This is a genomic window from Streptomyces speibonae (assembly GCF_984686075.1).
Genome location: NZ_OZ480260.1, coordinates 3,236,475 through 3,256,556 on the forward strand (window position 1 = coordinate 3,236,475; position 20,082 = coordinate 3,256,556).

A 20,082-nucleotide genomic window follows, 5' to 3' on the forward strand; every position below is an offset into this window, starting at 1 on the left:
GTTGACGATCGGCCGGCCCCGCAGTTCAGAGCGTGTGGACGTCCCAGCTGTCGAAGACCGTGCGGGCGATCCTCCGGCCCTCCTCGGCGAAGTAGCCCTTGCCCGGGTAGACGATCCAGAGCCGGTACATGTCGCCGTCCTTGTTCCGGTAGTACATGACCTGCGCCTCGCGCACCAGGGTCGGTGTTCCGGTCGTCGTGTAGACGATGGTGTTGGTGGCGGCGTCGTGCTCCTTGTACGTGGTCTCGCGCGGCTGTCCCTCCGGCGCCGGGGTGTCGGCGATGCCCCAGCCGTACTCGCCGTCCTTGAGTTCGTCCCAGTGCGCGAAGGCCTCCTCCGCCGCCGACGCCTCGAGGTCGCCGTTCTTGTCCTCCGACTTGAGGTCGCGGTTGGTCTCGACGCGCACCATGCCGCTGGGGTCGGTGAAGGAGACGACCGTGCCGTCCGAGTCCTCGGCCTGCTTGTCCTTCACGAAGGACTCGGGCACGGCGACCGACATGCCCGGCCGGTCGCCGAGGTCGTGCGTCTTCCAGCCGTCGGGCAGCGGGCCCGCGAATGGGTTCGCGACCGCGAAGTACACTGCCACCGCTCCCGCGACCACCGCCGCGCCGAGACCGATCAGGGTCCTGCGGCCGATCCGGATGCCCTTGCCGCCCTGGCCGGGCACCACCACCGGGGCCACCTGCGTGGGCTGCGCAGGCGGCGGGTTCGCGGCCGCCTCCAGCACGGCGCGGACCTGTGCCGCGTTCGGCCGGCGCGCCGGGTCCTTCTGCAGCAGCGCGGTGATGATCTCGGCGAGCGGGCCCTGGGCGGAGGCGGGCGGTGCCGGCGTGGCGTTGAGGACGGACTGGAGGGTGGCGGGGGTGTTGCTGCGGCGGAACGGCGAGACGCCCTCCGTCGCCGCGTACAGCACCACACCGAGCGACCACAGGTCGGAGGCGGGGCCGGGGCGCTGGCCCAGCACCCGCTCCGGCGCGATGTACTCGGGCGAACCGACGAAGCCGCCGGTGTCGGTGAGGTTGGTCTCGCCCTCGATCTGGGCGATGCCGAAGTCGGTCAGGACGACCCGGTCGTGCCGGCCGAGCAGCACGTTGTCCGGCTTGACGTCCCGGTGCAGGATGCCCGCGGCGTGGGCGGCCTCCAGCGCGCCGAGCACCTCCAGGCCGACCCGGGCGGCCTCGCGCGCGGAGAGGGTGCCCTCCTCCTGGAGCACGGCGCCCAGGGAGCGGCCCTGGACCAGTTCCATCACGATCCACGGCCGGCCGTCCACGACCGCGACGTCGTGGACGTTGACCACCGCCGGGTGGTCGAGCCGGGCGGCGGCGCGGGCTTCGCGGCGCATCCGCTCGAAGGCGTTGGCACGTTCACGCTCGGGAAGATGGTCCGGGACGCGCGGCTCCTTGACGGCGACCTCGCGGTCCACCGTCTCGTCCTTGGCCCGCCACACCGTGCCCATGCCGCCGTGGCCGAGCTTGGCGAGCAGCCGGTAGCGTCCGGCGATCAGCCGGCCCGCCCCGGGATCGGCCGCCGGGGGCTGCTCCGGAACGACCTGGGTCGGCGCCGCGTAGGGGTTGCCGGGGTGCGGCACCCCCGTGGAGGGATGCGGGTTCGGCGGTTGCAGACCAAAACTGGTTGGCTCGTCGGCCCCGTTGCGGGCTCCCCCGTTGCTGCTCATGGTCCATCCATATCGCGCGAGACCGCCGCGTATCCACCGCGGACGCCCACCGGTCACAGAGCCGTGACCCGCGCCGGAACTTATCTACCTTTTATGTCCCTTTGGTGCCGGTCGCGGGTGAGGAACGCGACACCGAGGGGCCGGTCGTCGCCGGCGTGGCCGATGTCGGTGCGGCCGATGTCGGTGCGGAGCCGGACTCCGACGGCAGGGTCCGCTGCGGGGCGGTGGTCGTGGCGGCGGGGGTCGAGGGCGGCCGGGGTCCGGGGGCGGGCGACTGGCCGGCGGGTGTCTCCGGCGCCGTGCTCGTCGGCGTACCGCCGCCGTCGCCGCCGCGGTCCTGCAGGAGCAGCGCCGCCGCGGACACGCCCGCGCCGGCCATCGCGGCGACCGCCAGCGCGGCCACCAGCACACCCTTCGTGGGCTGGCGCCGCACGGGACGCTCCCCAGGGACGGCCGGCGCCGCGGTGTCCGTCCGCCGGGCCGGGAAGCGCCGGCGGGGCAGGTCGCGGTCCGGGGGCAGCGGCTCCAGGGGCGCCGTGCGGGGGGTGCGGCCGGTCGCGAGGAACGCGCGCAGCATCCGTTCGGCCCGGTCCGCGTCCAGCCGTCGGTCCGGGTCGCGTTCCAGCAGGCCGAGGACGACGGGCAGGATCGGCGCGGCCTCGGCGGGCGGCCGGATCTCGTCGACCACGACCGCGTGCAGCACCCCGCTCAGTGAGTCGCGCCGGAACGGCGACTCGCCGCTGAGCGCCGCGCAGAGCAGCGCGCCCAGCGACCACAGGTCGGACTCCGGGCCCGTCCGCGCGCCGGACATCCGCTCGGGCGCGGTGTACTCGGGGGAGCCCACGAAGGAGCCGGTCTCGGTGAGCGTGGTGGAGCCGGACACCTGGGCGATGCCGAAGTCGGTGAGCAGCACCCGGTCGGTGCCGTCCTCGAGCAGCACGTTGGCGGGCTTGAGGTCGCGGTGCAGCACACCCGAGGTGTGGGCGGCGCGCAGCGCGCCGAGCAGGTCCACGCCGATCCGCGCGGCCTCCGCCGCGTCGACCGGGCCCTGTTCGGCGATGCGGTCGGCCAGGGAGGGCCCTTCGATCAGCTCCAGGACGATGTAGGGGCGTTCGTCGTCCTCGACGACGTCGTGGACGACGATGATGTTCGGGTGGCTCAGCTGGGCGAGGGCGCGCGCCTCGCGCAGGGTGCGGTCCCGCCGGCGCCGGGCCTCGGCCGCGGACAGCGTCTCGTCGAAGGGGAGTTCCTTCACGGCGACGCCGCGTCCGAGCAGTTGGTCGGTGGCCCGCCAGACCACGCCCATGCCGCCGCGCCCGATCCGCGCGTCCAGCCGGTACCGGCCCGCGATGACTCGGGCACCATGCCGTTCGGTCCCGTTCTCCGGCTCCCCCTCGGTCACCATGGGCCCATCATGCCCCACCGGATGCGTCCGCTCCGGTACGGCGATTCGGCCAAGCGGCGCGCGTTCGCCCCTGCCGCGGCGTCAGGACTCGCGCCACCCCCGGAGGATGGTCCGGAACTGTTCGCGGGCGGTGTCCCAGTCGGCGGCCGGTGCGGACATGTAGATCGCGTACTCGACGCCGTCGCGCGAGAGGTACATCTGGTCGACGGCCCGGCGCGGACCGGGGAACCGCGTGTCCTTGGCCATCGCGGTCCAGGTGTATTCGAGGCGTCCGGCGTCGCGGTCGCGGTAGGTGAGGCGTTGCAGCCCCAGCCGCTGGTAGTCGACCAGGCGGGAGCCGGTCTGCTGGTCCAGATCGCGCAGGTGCTCGTAGGGGTCGTCGAAGTCCGGGGTCTCGTCGACGGCGATGCGCAGGAAGTGCTCGCCGCCGTCGGGCGTGTAGTCGACCTGCCCGGTCGCCTCGTCGAACACCGTGCGCTCCCAGTCCTCGCCGGGCAGGACGACGCTGAAGCCGAAGGGGTCGTCGCGCCGCACCCAGCCCTCGGGCAGGGCGCCCGTGGAGTCGGTCTCGCCCGTCTTCGTGGGCGTCGGGGCGGCGTCGGACGGGCCGGCCGCGGTGCCGCCGCTCCGGTCGCGGTCCTCCTGCTGCTGGAGCACCACCGCCGTGGCGCCGCCGACGACGGCGGCCAGGGCGACGGCGAGGACGAAGCCCCGCAGGCGCATCTTCCGGCGCGGCGCGGCGGCGGGTGCCCCGTGGGGCTGCCGGGCGGCCGAGGCCGAGGCACCGTCGGCCTGCGGGTACGGCGTGCGCGCGGCCGTGACCGGCGTCTGCGACCCGGTTCCGTACTGCTGCGGGGAGGCGTCGACGGCCTGGGTGGGCACGTACTCCTGGGCCGTGCGGGGTCTGCGTCCCTCGGCGGCCTCGGCGAGCATCTGCTCGGCCTCGGCGGCGTCGGGCCGGGTGGCCGGATCCTTGCGCAGAAGTGCGCTGATGACCGGGGCGAGCGGCCCGGCGTGCAGCAGTTCCTCGGCCTCCTCCTCGACGACCGCCTGCATGGTCGTCAGCGGCGAGGTGCGGCGGAACGGCGACCGGCCCTCCACCGCAGTGTAGAGCGTCGCGCCGAGCGCCCACAGGTCGGAGGACGGGCCGGGGACGTGGCCGCTGACCCGCTCGGGCGCCAAGTAGTCGACCGAGCCGACGACTTCGCCGGTGCGGGTGATGGCCGTGTCGCCGTCGATCTGCGCTATGCCGAAGTCGGTGAGCAGCACCCGCCCGTCGCGGGCGAGGAGCACGTTGCCGGGCTTGACGTCGCGGTGCAGTACGCCGGCGGCGTGGGCGGCGCGCAGCGCGCGCAGCACCCACAGGCCGATGCGGGCGGCCTCGCGGGGCTCGATGCGGTGCCGCTCCTTCACCGCGTCGGCGAGGGAGTACCCCTCGACCAGCTCCATCACGATCCACGGACGGCCGTCGTGCTCCAGTACGTCGTGCACCGTGACGACGGCGGAGTGGTTGATCCGCGCGGCCGCCCGTGCCTCCGCGCGGGTACGTGCCAGCAGCCTGGCCTGTTCGCCGTCGGAGACGTAGAGTGCCGCCGTCAGTTCCTTGATGGCGACCGTACGATGCAGCACCTCGTCGTGTGCGCGCCACACCCGGCCCATGCCACCGCTCCCGATGGTGTCGCCGAGCCGGTACCGGCCCGCGACGAGGGAGCCCTGCATCTGATTCACGTTGCCCCGCAATGGTCTTGACAGGGTCAGAGTAAGTATCCGCCGCCCTTCCTGGGAACCGACGGCGTGCCATGGAGACCGCACTGTGACGCATGTCGCTGTTCACGCCCGGGAGGCAACCCCGCCGCCCGTGTTCGCGTCCCCATCTCCCCCAGGCGGGCGCGGAGATGCGCGTACCCGCCGGTAGGTTCAGCCGGTGTAACGGTAGGTCGCCGCCGCCTGCTCGTACAGCCGTGTCACCTCGTCCCGTTGGGCTTCCGGTCCGCGTACCTGGACCACGTGGTAACGCCCGTCGATCAGCGCCGCGAGATTGCGCACGTACAGGTCGCCGGAGTCGCCGGTCCAGGTGAACTGGCCCTCGGCCATGGTGCGTCCGCCCACCTCGATGGTCTTCAGGCCGGTGGAGGTGGCCCAGCTGGAGTCGCGGTAGGGCTGGAGTTCGCGCTCGTCGTCGCGCTGGTAGGCCATGGGGTCGCTGCCGTAGCGGTCGGCGCTGTCCCGCCCGGGTACGACGATCAGCTCGAAGCCGCCGCGGGAGTAGACGACTTGCCCGCTGCCGTTCTTCGCGGTGCGCTGCCAGTTCTCGGCGACGGCGACGCTGAAGCCCTCCGGGTCCTTGCGCAGGGTGAAGCCGTCGGCGGCCTCGGGGCCGGTGGTCTGGGTCTCGCCGGCGGCCGCGGACTCCTCGGGGCTCTTGCCGGGGCCGTCCGCCGGTTTCGACGCCTCCCCGTCCGGGCCCGGTTCGCTCGGTGCGGTGCTCACCTCGCCGGCGGCGCCGGTGCGGTCGGGGGTCCCCGCCCCCGTGTTCTCCTCACCGGCCTTCGGCATGAACAGCATCGCGTAGGCGATGGCCGCCGCCATGGCGAGGAGCACCAGCAGGAGCAGGGTGCGGCCGAGCCGGCGCGGGGACGTGCCCTGCTTGGCCCGCTTGTGACGGCCGTGGTGTGCGGGCAGCCCGGCCCGCCGCCTGCGCACCAGTTCGCCCCGGCGCCGTATGACCGGCAGCCGGCTGGTCTCGGCGGCGGGGGGTGCCGCTATGACGTGCACGCCGGCCTCGGGCTCGGGCGCCGAGCGCACCAGGGAGCGCAGCCAGCCGCGCAGCTCCTCGAACTCGGGGCGCTCAGTGGGGTCCTGACGCAGCAGCGACTCCACGACCGGGCGGAGCGGACCGCACTCCTCGGCGAACGCGGGCGGCTCGGCGCACACCATCTGCACCAGCTCGGCCGTCGAATCCTCCGGGTAGGGCGCGTGTCCCTGGACGGCCCGGAACAGCATGGAGCCCAGCGCCCACAGGTCGGTGGCGGGTCCGATCGGCGCGGCCAGCTGCCAGTTGTCGTGCACGGGACCGGCCTGCTCCGGCGCCCATCGCTCGGTCACCGGTCCGACGACGGCCATCCGTGCCTGCCGGGCCCGCTCGGCTGCCAGCGCGGTGGTGGGGCCGCGGCGCGCGGGGGCCTGCGCCACGAGGTCGTCCCAGCGCGCCGGCGGGGCGGGGGCGGCCGCCGCTTCGAGGGCGCCGGGTCCGGTAGGGTCCGCGGCTTCCCCGGGGGCCGTACGTCCGCTCCCCTCGGCGAGGGCCGGTGGGCCGCCGGTGCCGGGCGCCGCGCCGTTCCAGCCGGTGGCGCCGACGCCGTAGGGGTCGGCTATCCGGCCCGGCGGGGACGCGGCGGGCGCCGGTCCGTCGTCCTCGGGGGCGGGGCGGGCTCCGGGCAGGGCGGCGCGGTTGCTCTGCTGGGCCTCCTGCACCCGGGCGGCGGCCCGGGCACCGGCCCGGTAGGCGGCGATCGCGCCCGCCCGGGCGGCGCGCACGTCCCCCGCGCTGTCGAGGGCCCTGGGGGCGGCGGCGGGCGTGAGACCGCCCGGGGTGTCCGCGCCGCCGTCGGGCAGCCGGCCGGCCCGTGCCTCGATGGCGGCCCTGCGCGCGGCGTCGGGATCGGCGCCGGGGCCGGTGGCGGCGGTGAGGCCGGGCGGCCAGGAGAGGCCTTGCCCGCTGCCGGGCGTCCCGGGCGGCGCCTGGTCCGGCGGTCCCGGCGCCCCGGGCGCTTCCCCGGGCCGCTCCGGGCCGGAGCCGTCGTCCCGCTCCGGCACCGGGTCGTAACCGCACAGGGCCTCCTCGGCCGCCCCGACGGCGAGACCGGTCAGCATGACCCGGCCGTCGTCGCAGACCAGGATGGTGCGCGCGGTGATGTTGCGGTGCACCCAGCCGTGGGAGTGCAGCACCCGCAGCGCCGTCAGGACGTCGGAGGCGACCTCCGCCGCCCGGTAGGGGGACAGCGGCTGCTCGGCGAGCAGCGCGGCCAGCGGACGCGCGGCGACGAGCTCACTGACGATCCACAGCGAACCGCCCTCGGCGAAGACGTCGAAGACCTGGTCCAGGCGCGGGTGGTCGGGAAGGGCGGCGGCCGCCTGCGCGGCCTCGACGGCGCGCCGCACCACCGGGTCGGCGGGCCGTCGGGTGGTCCGGGCCGCGCCCGGTCCCGTTCCGCCGCGCCGTGCGGTGCCGTCACGGGCGGTGAATCCGTCGGGCAGCCCCTCGGCGTCGAGCACTTCGGCCTCGACGACCTCCGGCAGCGGAACCTGCCTGACCAGGACCTCCTGCCCGCTGAAGGTGTCGAAGGCGCGGGTCTCGGTCAGTTCGTACTCGTCGGAGGGCGGCAGCGGCAGGCGGTAGCGGTCGGCGAGAACCCGTCCCGCGTAGTCGTCCACAATGCCTCCCCCGGCACTACGGTCGGTCAGTTCCGTTCGCCCTGCGGGCCGTTGCGGCTTCGTACGGTCCGCAAGCATTCACGATACGTGCCGGAGGCAACCCGCAGAGAGGGCTTGCCACATCTGACTCCCCATTCCGGGATCCGCTCATGCTCAGGACTTCGGACGGAATGTCCCGGTCAGGGTCCGCCAGGTGTCCTTGCGCTGTTCGCTGCCCCACTCGGCGGCCTTCGCCGTGTACATCAGCCCGTACCCGAGACGGTCGCCGACGACGGTTCCCCGGTCGACGGAGCGGTACTTGGTGCCGCCCTCCACGTAGGTGAACTCCCAGTCCGCCGTGTTCCAGCCCCGGTACTCCACCGCCTCGATACGGATCCGCCGGTACTGGGAGCGCACCATGCTGCGCTCCTGGTTCTTCCAGTCCGCCACCGGGTCGTCCTTCGGCGTGGTCGTCCAGCCGATCAGCAGCTTCTGCCCGTCGGGCCCGGTGAACCGGTCACCGGCCGGCCCCGACGACCGGTACTTCCACCCCTCGGGCAGCCCGATCGAGTACCCCTGGCTCCCCCGGTACGTCTGCTCGGCCGACGTACCGCCGCCGTTGCCGGACGACTTCCCCTTCCCCGGTCCGCCGCCCGCGCCCGCGGTGTTCTCGCCGGCGCCCGGGGCCGTTTCCTTCTCCGCCGGTCCGGTCGCCTCGCCGTCGGTGCGGGTGCCGTCGCTCTCGTCGGACTTGGTGTCGGCGCTGGGGGCCTCACCGGCGGCGGTGCGGTCGCCGCCGGCCTTGGCGTTCGTACCGCCCTCGTCGTCCCCGCCGCTGAGCGCGACGGCCAGGACGATGCCGAGCAGGGCGAGGGCCACGACCACCGCGATGAGGACCAGCGTCCGCCGCGGCACCACATCGGTGAGCGACGCCCGCGGCACGGGCCTGGGCGGCAGGTCCGGCGGGGTCATCACGGGCCATCCGGAACTGCGTCCGCCGGACGGCGGCTGCTGCCGCGCGGTCCCCGGCGCGGCGGCGCCGGGCGCCGCGGCCGGGTTCGTGACGGGTGGGGAGGCCGGTGGGGAGGCGGGTGCGGAGGCCGAGGGGGACGCGGCGGCCGCCGTGCCGGCGGATGCCCCGGGGGTCCGCGCCGCCGTGCCCCGGGTCCGCGTGGCCGCGTGGGACGCCGAAGGGGCGTTGCCCGCGGCGGACTTGGCGCGTGCCGCCGCCGCTGCGCCGGCGGATCCCGCCGCCACCGCGGCCTTGCGCACGGAACGCAGCGCGCCCCGCAGCTTCTCCCCCGCCTCCTCGCCCCGCTTGCCGCGGGTGCCGCGCTCGCCGGGCTGCTCGGGCAGGGGCACGACCTTGGTCGCGTCCGCCGGCTCCGGCTCCTCCGCCCGGCGCTCGGGCGCGTGGATGACCGCGTTCAGCATGGCCCGGGCGCCGCTGTCGTCGAGCCGCTGGGCGGGGTCCTTGGTGAGCAGACCCTGGATGACGTCCGTGAGCGGTCCGGCGTTCCTCGGCTCCTCGAGCGGCTCGGTCATCACCGCCGTGAGCGTCGCGATCGCGGACCCCTTGTCGTACGGCGGGGTGCCCTCCACCGCCGCGTACAACAGGCCGCCCAGCGACCAGAGGTCGGCCGCCGGTCCCGGCTTGTGCCCGCGCGCCCGCTCCGGGGAGATGTAGGAGGGGGCGCCGACCAGCATGCCGGTCGACGTGATGGACGGGTCGCCCTCGACCTGGGCGATGCCGAAGTCGGTGAGCACGACCCGGCCGTCGTCGGCGATCAGCACGTTCGACGGCTTCACGTCGCGGTGCAGAATTCCCTCCCGGTGCGCGGACCGCAGCACGTCGAGCACCGCGAGCCCGACCTCGGCGGCACGCCGCGGCTCCAGCAGGCCGTCCTCCCGGATGACCTCGGCGAGGGACTTGCCCTCGACGAGCTCCATCACGATCCAGGGCCGGTCGTCCTCCTGCACCACGTCGAAGACGGTGACGGCGCTGGTGTTGCGGATCCGCGCGATGGCCTTGGCCTCACGCAGCGTCCGTGTGATGAGCCGTCGTTTCTCCTCCTCGTCGATGCTGGAGGGAAAACGGAGTTCCTTGACGGCGACGGTTCTGCCCAGGGTTTCGTCCTGGGCACGCCAGACCGTCCCCATGCCGCCGCGGCCGAGCACATCTCCCAGCCGGTACCGCCCGGCGAGGAGACGTGCGCTCTTGTCCTGACGGGATGTCCCCGCCCGCTCCGCCTCCGACATGCGTCCCCTCATGCAACCCGCCCTGACAGAGCCTTCATTGTCCCTCACGCGACAAGTGCTCGACGCCCAGGGTGCCTCTCGCCGCGCCTCGGGGCCGGCGCCCGCGGCACCCGGTCGAAGGACGCGTTCCGCCGCCCTGCATGATGGGCCCCGACAAGGAAGGATCCGGATGCCGCCGCTACGGACACTACTCGCCGTTCCTGTGTCCGTGGCCCTGCTCGCCCTGGCACCGGCCGCATCCTCGGCCCCTGCCGCCCCGTCGGCGGACGCGCTCCTTCCGCTGCTGGTCACGCGGGGCGGCGCCCCGGCCGCGGCGCTGCTGGCGCTGGACGGCACGGGCTCGCGCTACGCCGAGGCCGGACCGGGCATCGGGCGTGCCGACCACTTCCGCGCCGGCAGCATCACCAAGACGTTCATCGCCACGGTCGTGCTGCAACTGGCCGACGAGCAACGCCTGTCGCTGTCCGACAGCGTCGAGGAGCATCTGCCCGGTCTGGTGCGGGGAGCGGGCCACGACGGCCGCGCGCTGACCCTGCGGTCCCTGCTCACCCACACCAGCGGACTCGCCGACTTCACCGCGGACACCCGCGGCGTCGTCCCGGTGACGCCTCTTCAAGCCGTGCGCATCGCACTCACCCACCCTCCGGCCGACCGCGGCCGCTTCTCCTACTCGAACACCAACTACGTCCTGCTCGGCCTGGTCGTCGAACAGGTCACCGGCCGCTCCTACGCCGACGAGACCGAGCGCCGCATCCTCACCCCGCTGGGCCTGACCGGCACCTCCTTCCCCGGCTCCCGCACCTCCCTGCCGCTGCCGCACGGCCGCTCCTACACCGCCGACGGGACAGAGGTCACCCGGCTCGACCCGCGGGTGGCCGGGGCCGCGGGCGAACTGGTGACCACCCTCGCCGATCTGGACCGCTTCTACTCGGCCCTCCTCGCCGGCGAACTGCTGCCGCCGCGGCGGCTGGGCGAGATGCTCGACACCCGCACCGCACACGGCTCGTACGGCATGGGCATGTTTCCTGTGACGCTTCCGTGCGGCACCACGGTCTGGGGGCACGGCGGGCGCATCTCCGGCAGCTACGTGCGCACCGCAGCCACGGTCGACGGCCGGCGTGTCCTCACTTTCCGCGTGAACACGGACGCGGTGACACAACCCGGTCTCGAGTCCGCGGTGCTCGCGGCCGAGTTCTGTCCTGGCACCAAGTAGAACGAGCGGGTCCCGAACGAAGATCCCGCCTCCAGTCACCCGTTCGAGTGATGCGGGGCGGCCGGGCCGGCTCCGCTCTCCCACGGCGGACGCCCGGCCTCGCCGGCTACAGCGGCACGATGTCCGGTGCCCCCAGCCGCGCCGCGTCCGCCGTCAGGTCGTCGGGCTGCCGCTGGGACTCCCGCTCGGCCTCCACCCGCTTCTCGTAGTGCCGCACCTCGCGTTCGATCTGGCTCTTGTCCCAGCCCAGCACCGGCGCCATCAGCTCGGCGGCCTCCCGGGCGCTGCGCGCGCCCCGGTCGAACGTCTCTATCGCGATGCGGGTGCGCCGGGTCATCACGTCGTCGAGATGCCGCGCCCCCTCGTGCGAGGCGGCGTAGGTGATCTCGGCGCGCAGATAGTCGTCGGCGGCGCGCAGCGGCGCGCCCAGCGAGGGATCCGAGGCGATGAGGTCCAGGACCTCCTCCGCCAGCGAGCCGTAGCGCTGCAGCAGGTGTTCGACCCGCACCGGGTGCAGTCCAGTGCGCGCGGCCGTCCGGGCCCGCCCGTTCCACAGCGCGTGATAGCCCTCGGCGCCCACCAGCGGGGTGTCCTCGGTGACGCAGTCGGCGACGCGCATGTCGAGTCCGTGCACCGCCGCGTCCACCGCGTCCTTGGCCATCACCCGGTAGGTGGTGTACTTGCCGCCCGCCACCACGACCAGTCCCGGCACGGGGTGGGCCACGGTGTGCTCGCGGGACAGCTTGCTCGTGGCGTCCGACTCGCCGGCGAGCAGCGGCCGCAGGCCGGCGTACACGCCTTCGACGTCGTCCCTCGTCAGGGGCACCGCGAGGACCGAGTTCACATGCTCGAGCAGATAGTCGATGTCGGCGCTGGAGGCGGCCGGGTGGGCCTTGTCGAGGTCCCAGTCGGTGTCCGTGGTGCCGACGATCCAGTGCCGGCCCCAGGGTATGACGAACAGGACCGACTTCTCGGTGCGCAGGATGAGCCCGGTCGTGGAGTGGATGCGGTCCTTGGGGACGACCAGGTGGATCCCCTTGGAGGCCCGGACGTGGAACTGGCCCCGCTCGCCGACCATCGCCTGGGTGTCGTCGGTCCACACACCGGTGGCGTTGACCACCTGTTTGGCGCGGACCTCGTACTCGCCGCCGCCCTCGACGTCCTGCACCCGGGCGCCCACGACGCGCTCGCCCTCGCGCAGGAACCCGGTCACCCGGGCGCGGTTGGCGGTCCGCGCGCCGTACGCCGCGGCCGTGCGCACGAGGGTCGCCACGTAGCGGGCGTCGTCCATCTGGGCGTCGTAGTACTGGAGGGCCCCAGTCAGGGCGTCCTTCTTCAAGCAGGGCGCCACCCGCAGGGCGTGACGGCGGCTCAGGTGCCGGTGCAGGGGCAGGCCCCGGCCGTGCCCGTGGGTCATGGCCATGGCGTCGTAGAGCGCGACGCCCGCCCCGGCGTACAGCCGCTCCCAGCCCTTGTGCTGCAACGGGTACAGGAAGGGCACGGGCCGCACGAGGTGCGGGGCGAGCTTCTCCAGCAGCAGGCCGCGCTCCTTCAATGCCTCCCGCACGAGGGCGAAGTCGAGCATCTCCAGATAGCGCAGGCCGCCGTGGATCAGTTTGCTGGACCTGCTGGAGGTGCCGGACGCCCAGTCACGGGCCTCGACCAGGCCGGTGGACAGGCCGCGCGTCGCGGCGTCGAGCGCTGTGCCCGCGCCCACCACGCCGGCGCCGACGACCAGCACGTCCAGCTCGTGCTCGGCCATGGATGCGAGGGATTCGGCGCGCTGCGCCGGCCCCAGTGTCGCTGTCCTCACCGCTGCCTCCCGCTCATCGGTCGCGTCGGCCGCACCCGTCCGGCGAAGCCCGGTCTCCCACCCTCATGCCCAAATTCTGACCGGCTTGCCCGACTTCAGCCACCACGCACCCCCAGCCTGTGGACAACACCTGCGAAACAGCCTGTGGACAACACCTGCCGGAACGACTCACCGAAAACCAGCCGATCAATCCCGCATATCGGTCATATTTACTCCTAGTCTGACATTGCGCTCGCCTGTCCAGTCCACAGCGCTTGCGCACCAGTCGCACTCCGGTTATTGGGAAGGACGGCTCACGCCATGCCCGCAGATCTCGCCGTCATCGGACTCGGCCCGTACGGACTGCCGCTGGCCCAGGCCGCCGTCGCCGCCGGCATCCCCACCATCGGCTTCCGGACCGGCCCCGAGGCGGGCTCCCTCAGCGCCGCCGAACAGCGCCGCATGCTGGCGCAGGGCTTCCGGGTCACGGCCAACCCCACCGAGCTGGGCCGGGTGCGCATCGCGGTCATCTGCGCCCCGACTCCGCGCGGGGCGGACGGCGGACCGGACCTCGGCCAGGTCGAGACGGCCGCCCGCACGCTCGCCGCGCGGCTGCGCCCGCACACCACGGTGATCCTCGAGTCCCCCGTGCCGCCCGGGACGACGGAAGGGCCGCTGCTGCGCCTCCTGGAGTCGGGCTCGGGCCTCCGCGCGGGGCGCGATTTCCACCTCGCCCACTCCCCCAGCCGCGTCGACCCCGGCAACCGCGACTTCACCCCCGCCAACACCCCGAAGGTCATCGGGGGCCTCACGCCTGCCTGCACGGAGTCGGCCGCGGCCTTCTACGGGCGCATCACCGACAAGGTGGTGCGCGCGCGGGGCACCCGCGAGGCGGAGACCGTCCAGTTGCTGGAAACCAACTTCCGGCACGTCAACATCGCCCTGGTCAACGAGATGGCCGCCCTCTGCCACGACCTGGGCATCGACCTGTGGGACGTGCTGCGCTGCGCGGAGACCAAGCCGTTCGGCTTCCAGGCCTTCCGCCCCGGTCCCGGTGTCGGCGGCCACGCCGTCCCCCAGGACCTGACCGCCCACGCGGGGCGCACCCTGCGGATGGCGGAACTCGCGCAGGACGTCAACGGCCGGATGCCCCGCTACGTGGTGCAGCGCGCCGCCGCCCTCCTCAACGAGCACGGCAAGTCCGCGCGCGGCGCGCGCGTGCTGCTCCTCGGGATCACCTACAAGGCCGACCTCGCCGACCAGCAGGGCAGCCCCGCCCAGGAGATCGCGGTCCGGCTGATGGAGCTGGGCGCCTCGGTGAGCTACCACGACCCCCACGTGCCGTCCTGGAACGTCCTCGACCGGCCCGTCCCCCGCGCGGACTCCCTCTACGAGGCCGCCGCGGAGGCCGACCTGACGATCCTGCTCCAGCAGCACCGTACGTACGACCTCCAGGGGCTGTCGGTGAAGGCCCAGCTGCTGCTGGACACGCGGGGGGCGACGCCTACGGGGGCGGCGCATCGGTTGTGAGGGGGAGCGCGGACGAAATGCGCGCTTCAGAGGCCGGTGGTGGAAGGGACCCCACGCGAGTACGCTGCGATGAGGTGGAGCCCGCCGCAGAGGGCACTGCGACAGGCTCCGGGATGGTTCACGGGGTGTCCGCCCCTAGTCCTTGTGGGGGCGGCCGCTCACCATCCGAAAATCCGCAAGATCCACCTCCTCCGGCACTTCACCGTCCACAGACGGATCCGGTCCCAGCGAGTGGGCTTGCGGTGGCGTCCCATGGGCGCCCCCTTCCACGACACCGCCCAGTAGCCCGGTGGACGGTCCGTCGGAATCGGGCCGGGCCCCGAGGGCGGGGTCCGGACCAGGTCCTTGGAAGGGGGCTCCCACAAGAACTGGGGCGCCGTCGAGGACAGTAGCGGCCTCACACGGGTAAACCCGTACGGATCGGTCCCGAAAGCAACCGCGCGCCCCTCGACTGCCACGGGCGCCCCCGCTCCCCGGACATGCGAGAAGGGCCGGTCACCGCCAGGTGGCCGGCCCTTCGGAGCCGTATGAAGCCCGTGCCCGCTCTACCGCCGGTGCTGTGAGTCCGCCACCGTCACCTCGACGCGCTGGAACTCCTTCAGCTCGCTGTAGCCGGTCGTGGCCATCGCGCGGCGCAGGGAGCCGAAGAGGTTCATCGAGCCGTCGGGGGTGTGGGACGGGCCGGTGAGGATCTCCTCCAGCGTGCCCACCGTGCCGAGGTCGACCTTCTGGCCGCGCGGCAGCTCCTCGTTGACGGCCTCCATGCCCCAGTGGTTGCCCCGGCCCGGACCGTCCGTCGCGCGGGCGAGCGGGGAGCCCATCATCACGGAGTCCGCGCCGCAGGCGATCGCCTTGGGCAGGTCGCCGGACCAGCCGACCCCGCCGTCCGCGATGACGTGCACGTACCGGCCGCCGGACTCGTCCATGTAGTCGCGGCGGGCGGCGGCCACGTCGGCGACCGCGGTGGCCATGGGCACCTGGATGCCCAGCACGTTGCGCGTGGTGTGCGCGGCGCCGCCGCCGAAGCCGACCAGGACGCCCGCCGCACCGGTGCGCATCAGGTGCAGGGCGGCCGTGTAGGTGGCGCAGCCGCCGACGATCACCGGGACGTCGAGCTCGTAGATGAACTGCTTCAGGTTGAGCGGCTCGTGCGAACCGGAGACGTGCTCGGCGGAGACCGTGGTGCCGCGGATGACGAAGATGTCCACGCCGGCGTCGACGACGGCCTTGGAGAACTGGGCGGTGCGCTGCGGGGAGAGCGCGGCTGCGGTGACCACGCCCGAGTCGCGCACCTCCTTGATGCGCTGCCCGATCAGCTCCTCCTTGATGGGCGCCGCGTAGATCTCCTGGAGACGGCGGGTGGCGCTCTCGGCGGGCAGGCCGACGATCTCGTCCAGCAGCGGCTGCGGGTCCTCGTAGCGGGTCCACAGGCCCTCGAGGTTCAGCACGCCGAGGCCGCCGAGCTCGCCGATGCGGATCGCCGTGGCCGGCGAGACGACCGAGTCCATGGGAGCGGCCAGGAACGGCAGCTCGAAGCGGTAGGCGTCGATCTGCCAGGCGATCGAGACCTCCTTCGGGTCCCGCGTACGGCGGCTGGGGACGACGGCGATGTCGTCGAAGGCGTACGCCCGGCGGCCGCGCTTGCCGCGCCCGATCTCGATCTCAGTCACGTCTGTGGCCTTTCCCTGATGCGTTGCAGCGCCTTCCAGTATCCCGTACGGCCGTGGCGCCCACCGCCCCGGACGTACGGCGAGGGCGGCCCCGGTGGTCCGGAGCCGCCCTCGGGAAGCCCGCCGCTACTGGCGGCTGTAGTTCGGTGCCTCGACCGTCATCTGGATGTCGTGCGGGTGGCTCTCCTTGAGGCCCGCGGAGGTGATCCGGACGAAGCGGCCGTTGGCCTGGAGCTCGGGGACGGTCTTGCCGCCGACGTAGAACATCGACTGGCGCAGGCCGCCGACGAGCTGGTGGACGACGGACGACAGCGGGCCGCGGTAGGGCACCTGGCCCTCGATGCCCTCGGGCACCAACTGCTCGTCGGAGGCGACGCCCTCCTGGAAGTAGCGGTCCTTGGAGAACGACTTGCGGTCGCCGCGGGTCTGCATGGCGCCGAGCGAGCCCATGCCGCGGTACGACTTGAACTGCTTGCCGTTGATGAACAGCAGCTCGCCGGGGGACTCCTCGCAGCCGGCGAGCAGCGAGCCCAGCATCACCGTGTCGGCGCCGGCGACCAGGGCCTTGGCGATGTCGCCGGAGTACTGCAGGCCGCCGTCGCCGATGACCGGGACGCCCGCCTCCTTGGCGGCCAGCGCGGCCTCGTAGATCGCCGTGACCTGCGGGACGCCGACGCCGGCGACCACGCGGGTGGTGCAGATGGAGCCGGGTCCGACACCGACCTTGATGCCGTCGCAGCCCGCGTCGACGAGGGCCTTGGCGCCGTCGCGCGTGGCGATGTTGCCGCCGATGACGTCGACGCCGGACGAGTTCGACTTGATCTTGGCGACCATGTCGCCGACGAGACGGGAGTGGCCGTGCGCGGTGTCGACGACGATGAAGTCGACGCCCGACTCGATGAGCGCCTGGGCGCGCTCGAACGCGTCACCGGCGACCCCGACCGCGGCACCGACCAGCAGGCGCCCCTCGGCGTCCTTGGCGGCGTGCGGGTACTTCTCGGCCTTCACGAAGTCCTTGACCGTGATCAGGCCCTTGAGGACACCGTGGTCGTCGACGAGCGGAAGCTTCTCGATCTTGTGGCGGCGCAGCAGCTCCATGGCGTCCGGGCCGGAGATGCCGACCTTGCCGGTGACCAGCGGCATCGGCGTCATGATCTCGCGCACCTGGCGGGAGCGGTCGGTCTCGAAGGCCATGTCCCGGTTGGTGACGATGCCGAGCAGCTTCTTGTTGCCGTCGGTGACCGGGACGCCGCTGATGCGGAACTTGGCGCACAGGGCGTCGGCCTCGGCGAGCGTGGCGTCCGGGTGGATGGTGATGGGGTCGGTGACCATGCCGGACTCGGACCGCTTCACCAGGTCGACCTGGTTGGCCTGGTCCTCGATGGACAGGTTGCGGTGCAGGACGCCGACGCCACCCTGGCGGGCCATCGCGATCGCCATGCGGGACTCGGTCACCTTGTCCATGGCGGCGGACAGCAGCGGGATGTTGACCCGCACGTTCCGGGACACGTACGAGGCGGTGTCGATCTCCTCGGGCGCCATGTCCGACGCGCCCGGCAGCAGCAACACGTCGTCGTAGGTCAGCCCGAGTGTCGCGAATTTACCGGGCACTCCGTCGACGTTGGCAGTCATGACACCTTCCCCAAATGGCCTTGATCGGTGCGGATGTCCATGCTAACGGGAAGCGGAGGTGTCTCATTCCACGGTTTCGCACGGCTCCCGGCCTCGTATGTTCGTACGGGAACGGGTGATCTTCCGTTCATATTCCGTTCGTACGCCGAAGGGGCCGCGCGGCGGCGGGGGGTTGGCGGGGGCTACTGCTCCGCCAGGGCGCGCAGCCGGCTCAGCGCGCGGTGCTGGGCCACGCGGACGGCACCGGGTGACATTCCCAACATCTGTCCGGTCTCCTCCGCGGTCAGTCCCACGGCGATGCGCAGCAGGATCAGCTCACGCTGGTTCTCGGGCAGGCTGGCCAGCAGCTTCTTGGCCCACTCGGCGTCGCTGCTGAGCAGGGCACGCTCCTCGGGGCCGAGGGAGTCGTCGGGCCGCTCGGGCATCTCGTCGGAGGGCACCGCGGTGGAGCCGGGGTGCCGCATCGCCGCGCGCTGGAGGTCGGCGACCTTGTGGGAGGCGATGGCGAAGATGAACGCCTCGAAGGGCCGGCCGGTGTCCTTGTAGCGGGGCAGCGCGAGCAGCACCGCGACGCAGACCTCCTGTGCGAGGTCCTCCACGAAGTGCCGGGCGTCGCCGGGCAGCCGGGACAGCCGCGTGCGGCAGTAGCGCAGCGCGAGGGGGTGGACGTGCGCGAGCAGATCGTGCGTGGCCTGCTCGTCTCCGTCGACGGCGCGATGGACGAGCGCACCGATCGCCCCTTGGGCAGTGCCCGCCTCGTCGTCGCGCATCGGTCCATGGTGCCTTGCGGACGTCTGGTCCGTGGCACCGTGTCCCTTGTTGTGCACCGAAGCGTTATGAGCAGGTGCGCCGGAACTCATACCCTGCGCCCTCCCCTCCCGCTCGACCGACTCGTCCCCGAGGAACTCCACACCTCAAGGATGCGGCATCCGCGGCGAAACGAGCAGCGGGCGTCTTCCGGCCACCGAGGATGCCCTGGTGGGCCGGGTTTTCGGCGTGGTTCCCGTGGGGTACGCGCCCGCCCAGCTGACGGGTCGCACGCCCCCGTCCGTCCGGCCTCCGGTCGCACGCGAGCGGGACGGCACGCGGGTCCGTACGCCGGTCCGCCGCACCCGGCGCGCCCGCGCGAGAGCAGCGTCCGTACGGCGACACGCACACGCGTGCAGCCTGCCCGGAACGCGCTGTGCGCGACGGCACGCTCACGAGCGCGTGGCACCGGCATCCCGTCGGCGCCGTGAGCGAACGGCACGGACGGGACATCCGCACACCCACGCGACGACGCCCACGCGGCCACCGGACAGTTGCGGCACCCCGTGCCGAAGCGGCCCCGGCACGGCACCAGCGGGTGAGCCGACGCGCACCGCGTGGCAGGCAACCGCACGGGGGCGCACCACGCGGCGGACACCCGCACCGAAGCGCACCGTGCGCACCCCACTCGCGACAGCGCGCACCCTCGGCGCCCGCGCATCCCCGGTGCCACCCGTGCCCCCGTCGGGGGCGTCCGTGTGCCCCCGTGCGCCGGGCTGTGCTCGGTGTCGCGCACCGCGTCCGGCCCGGCCCGAAGGGCGGGCCCTAGCGCACGAGGCCCCACCGGAACCCGAGCGCCACCGCGTGGGCCCGGTCCGAGGCGCCGAGCTTCTTGAAGAGCCGGCGCGCGTGCGTCTTGACGGTGTCCTCGGAGAGGAACAGTTCGCGGCCGATCTCGGCGTTGGAGCGCCCGTGGCTCATGCCTTCGAGCACCTGGATCTCACGCGCGGTGAGCGTCGGCGCCGCGCCCATTTCGGCCGAGCGCAGCCGGCGCGGGGCGAGCCTCCAGGTCGGGTCGGCGAGCGCCTGCGTGACCGTGGCGCGCAGCTCCGCGCGGGAGGCGTCCTTGTGCAGGTAGCCCCGCGCGCCTGCGGCCACCGCGAGCGCCACGCCGTCGAGGTCCTCCGCGACGGTGAGCATGATGATGCGCGCTCCCGGGTCGGCGGACAGCAGACGCCGGACCGTCTCGACGCCGCCCAGACCGGGCATGCGTACGTCCATCAGAATCAGATCCGAGCGGTCGGCACCCCAGCGGCGGAGGACTTCCTCGCCGTTGGCCGCCGTCGTCACGCGCTCGACGCCGGGCACGGTCGCGACCGCGCGGCGGAGCGCCTCTCGGGCAAGCGGGGAGTCGTCGCAGACGAGGACGGAAGTCATGGCCGCCCTCCGCAGCTGATGCGCGTCACCTTGAGCCTCCAGGCTGGTACGAAATCGTCACCTGTGCGGTCGACCGTCTCGGACGCCCCGCCCGAGCGCTTGTTCCTTCAACCGCCTCGCACTCTCAACGACGGTCACTCGAAAGAGTTACGGGGCCGTCTGCCATCTTCGGCACTCTACGTGAGGAGGCGTTCACGGTGCAGACATGCGCGACGGACCCCCGGACTTTCACCACAACTCATGCCCCATTCAGCCCCATTTCTTCCCCTTTGATGGTGTCCGGGGCTAGATTCGCAATGAGTCATATTT

General features: G+C 73.1%; 12 protein-coding genes. 2 read left to right on the forward strand and 10 right to left on the reverse strand.

The genetic code is table 11. The annotated features are described in order from the left end of the window. Positions 1 to 25: 25 nt before the first annotated feature. The 5 genes from AC5L3C_RS14325 to AC5L3C_RS14345 form a co-directional block, all read right to left on the reverse strand. A complete protein-coding gene (locus AC5L3C_RS14325; protein WP_493649343.1) occupies positions 26 to 1,675 on the reverse strand; it encodes a serine/threonine-protein kinase in 1,650 nt (549 codons plus the stop codon). A gap of 91 nt (positions 1,676 to 1,766) precedes the next feature. After that, the gene (locus tag AC5L3C_RS14330; protein ID WP_493649344.1) at positions 1,767 to 3,080 is read right to left on the reverse strand and encodes a serine/threonine-protein kinase; all 1,314 of its coding nucleotides are present in this window, start codon (positions 3,078 to 3,080) and stop codon (positions 1,767 to 1,769) included. Between the two features lie 81 nt (positions 3,081 to 3,161). Beyond that, on the reverse strand, positions 3,162 to 4,799 hold the full coding sequence (locus AC5L3C_RS14335; protein ID WP_493649345.1) for a serine/threonine-protein kinase: 1,638 nt from the start codon (positions 4,797 to 4,799) through the stop codon (positions 3,162 to 3,164). A gap of 198 nt (positions 4,800 to 4,997) precedes the next feature. Continuing rightward, positions 4,998 to 7,514, reverse strand: a complete 2,517-nt coding sequence (locus AC5L3C_RS14340) for a serine/threonine kinase C-terminal domain-containing protein (RefSeq protein ID WP_493649346.1) — start codon at positions 7,512 to 7,514, stop codon at positions 4,998 to 5,000. A 153-nt stretch (positions 7,515 to 7,667) separates the two neighbouring features. Then, a complete protein-coding gene (locus AC5L3C_RS14345) occupies positions 7,668 to 9,752 on the reverse strand; it encodes a serine/threonine-protein kinase (protein ID WP_493649347.1) in 2,085 nt (694 codons plus the stop codon). A 169-nt stretch (positions 9,753 to 9,921) separates the two neighbouring features. Between AC5L3C_RS14345 and AC5L3C_RS14350 the strand changes: the two genes are divergently transcribed. Next, positions 9,922 to 10,965, forward strand: a complete 1,044-nt coding sequence (locus AC5L3C_RS14350) for a serine hydrolase domain-containing protein (protein WP_493649348.1) — start codon at positions 9,922 to 9,924, stop codon at positions 10,963 to 10,965. A 106-nt stretch (positions 10,966 to 11,071) separates the two neighbouring features. Here AC5L3C_RS14350 and AC5L3C_RS14355 read toward each other — a convergent pair whose 3' ends face one another. Further along, positions 11,072 to 12,778, reverse strand: a complete 1,707-nt coding sequence (locus AC5L3C_RS14355; protein WP_493649349.1) for a glycerol-3-phosphate dehydrogenase/oxidase — start codon at positions 12,776 to 12,778, stop codon at positions 11,072 to 11,074. 300 nt (positions 12,779 to 13,078) lie between these two features. On the opposite strand from AC5L3C_RS14355, the gene AC5L3C_RS14360 reads away from it, so the two are divergent. Then, positions 13,079 to 14,287 carry a nucleotide sugar dehydrogenase gene (locus tag AC5L3C_RS14360; protein WP_493649350.1) on the forward strand — a complete coding sequence of 403 codons (1,209 nt, stop codon included), beginning with the start codon at positions 13,079 to 13,081 and terminating at the stop codon, positions 14,285 to 14,287. A 545-nt stretch (positions 14,288 to 14,832) separates the two neighbouring features. On the opposite strand, the gene AC5L3C_RS14365 is transcribed toward AC5L3C_RS14360, so the two are convergent. The 4 genes from AC5L3C_RS14365 to AC5L3C_RS14380 all read right to left on the reverse strand — a co-directional run bounded on the left by AC5L3C_RS14365 (position 14,833) and on the right by AC5L3C_RS14380 (position 19,773). After that, a complete protein-coding gene (locus AC5L3C_RS14365; RefSeq protein WP_493649351.1) occupies positions 14,833 to 15,957 on the reverse strand; it encodes a GuaB3 family IMP dehydrogenase-related protein in 1,125 nt (374 codons plus the stop codon). 126 nt (positions 15,958 to 16,083) lie between these two features. Continuing rightward, complete coding sequence (gene guaB / locus AC5L3C_RS14370) at positions 16,084 to 17,589, reverse strand: IMP dehydrogenase (RefSeq protein WP_493649352.1); 1,506 nt, start codon at positions 17,587 to 17,589, stop codon at positions 16,084 to 16,086. Positions 17,590 to 17,771: 182 nt separating this feature from the next. After that, positions 17,772 to 18,359: a sigma-70 family RNA polymerase sigma factor gene (locus AC5L3C_RS14375; protein WP_006130726.1), complete on the reverse strand. Its 588-nt coding sequence runs from the start codon at positions 18,357 to 18,359 to the stop codon at positions 17,772 to 17,774. 802 nt (positions 18,360 to 19,161) lie between these two features. Further along, the gene (locus tag AC5L3C_RS14380; RefSeq protein ID WP_003948568.1) at positions 19,162 to 19,773 is read right to left on the reverse strand and encodes a response regulator transcription factor; all 612 of its coding nucleotides are present in this window, start codon (positions 19,771 to 19,773) and stop codon (positions 19,162 to 19,164) included. Positions 19,774 to 20,082 lie beyond the last annotated feature (309 nt).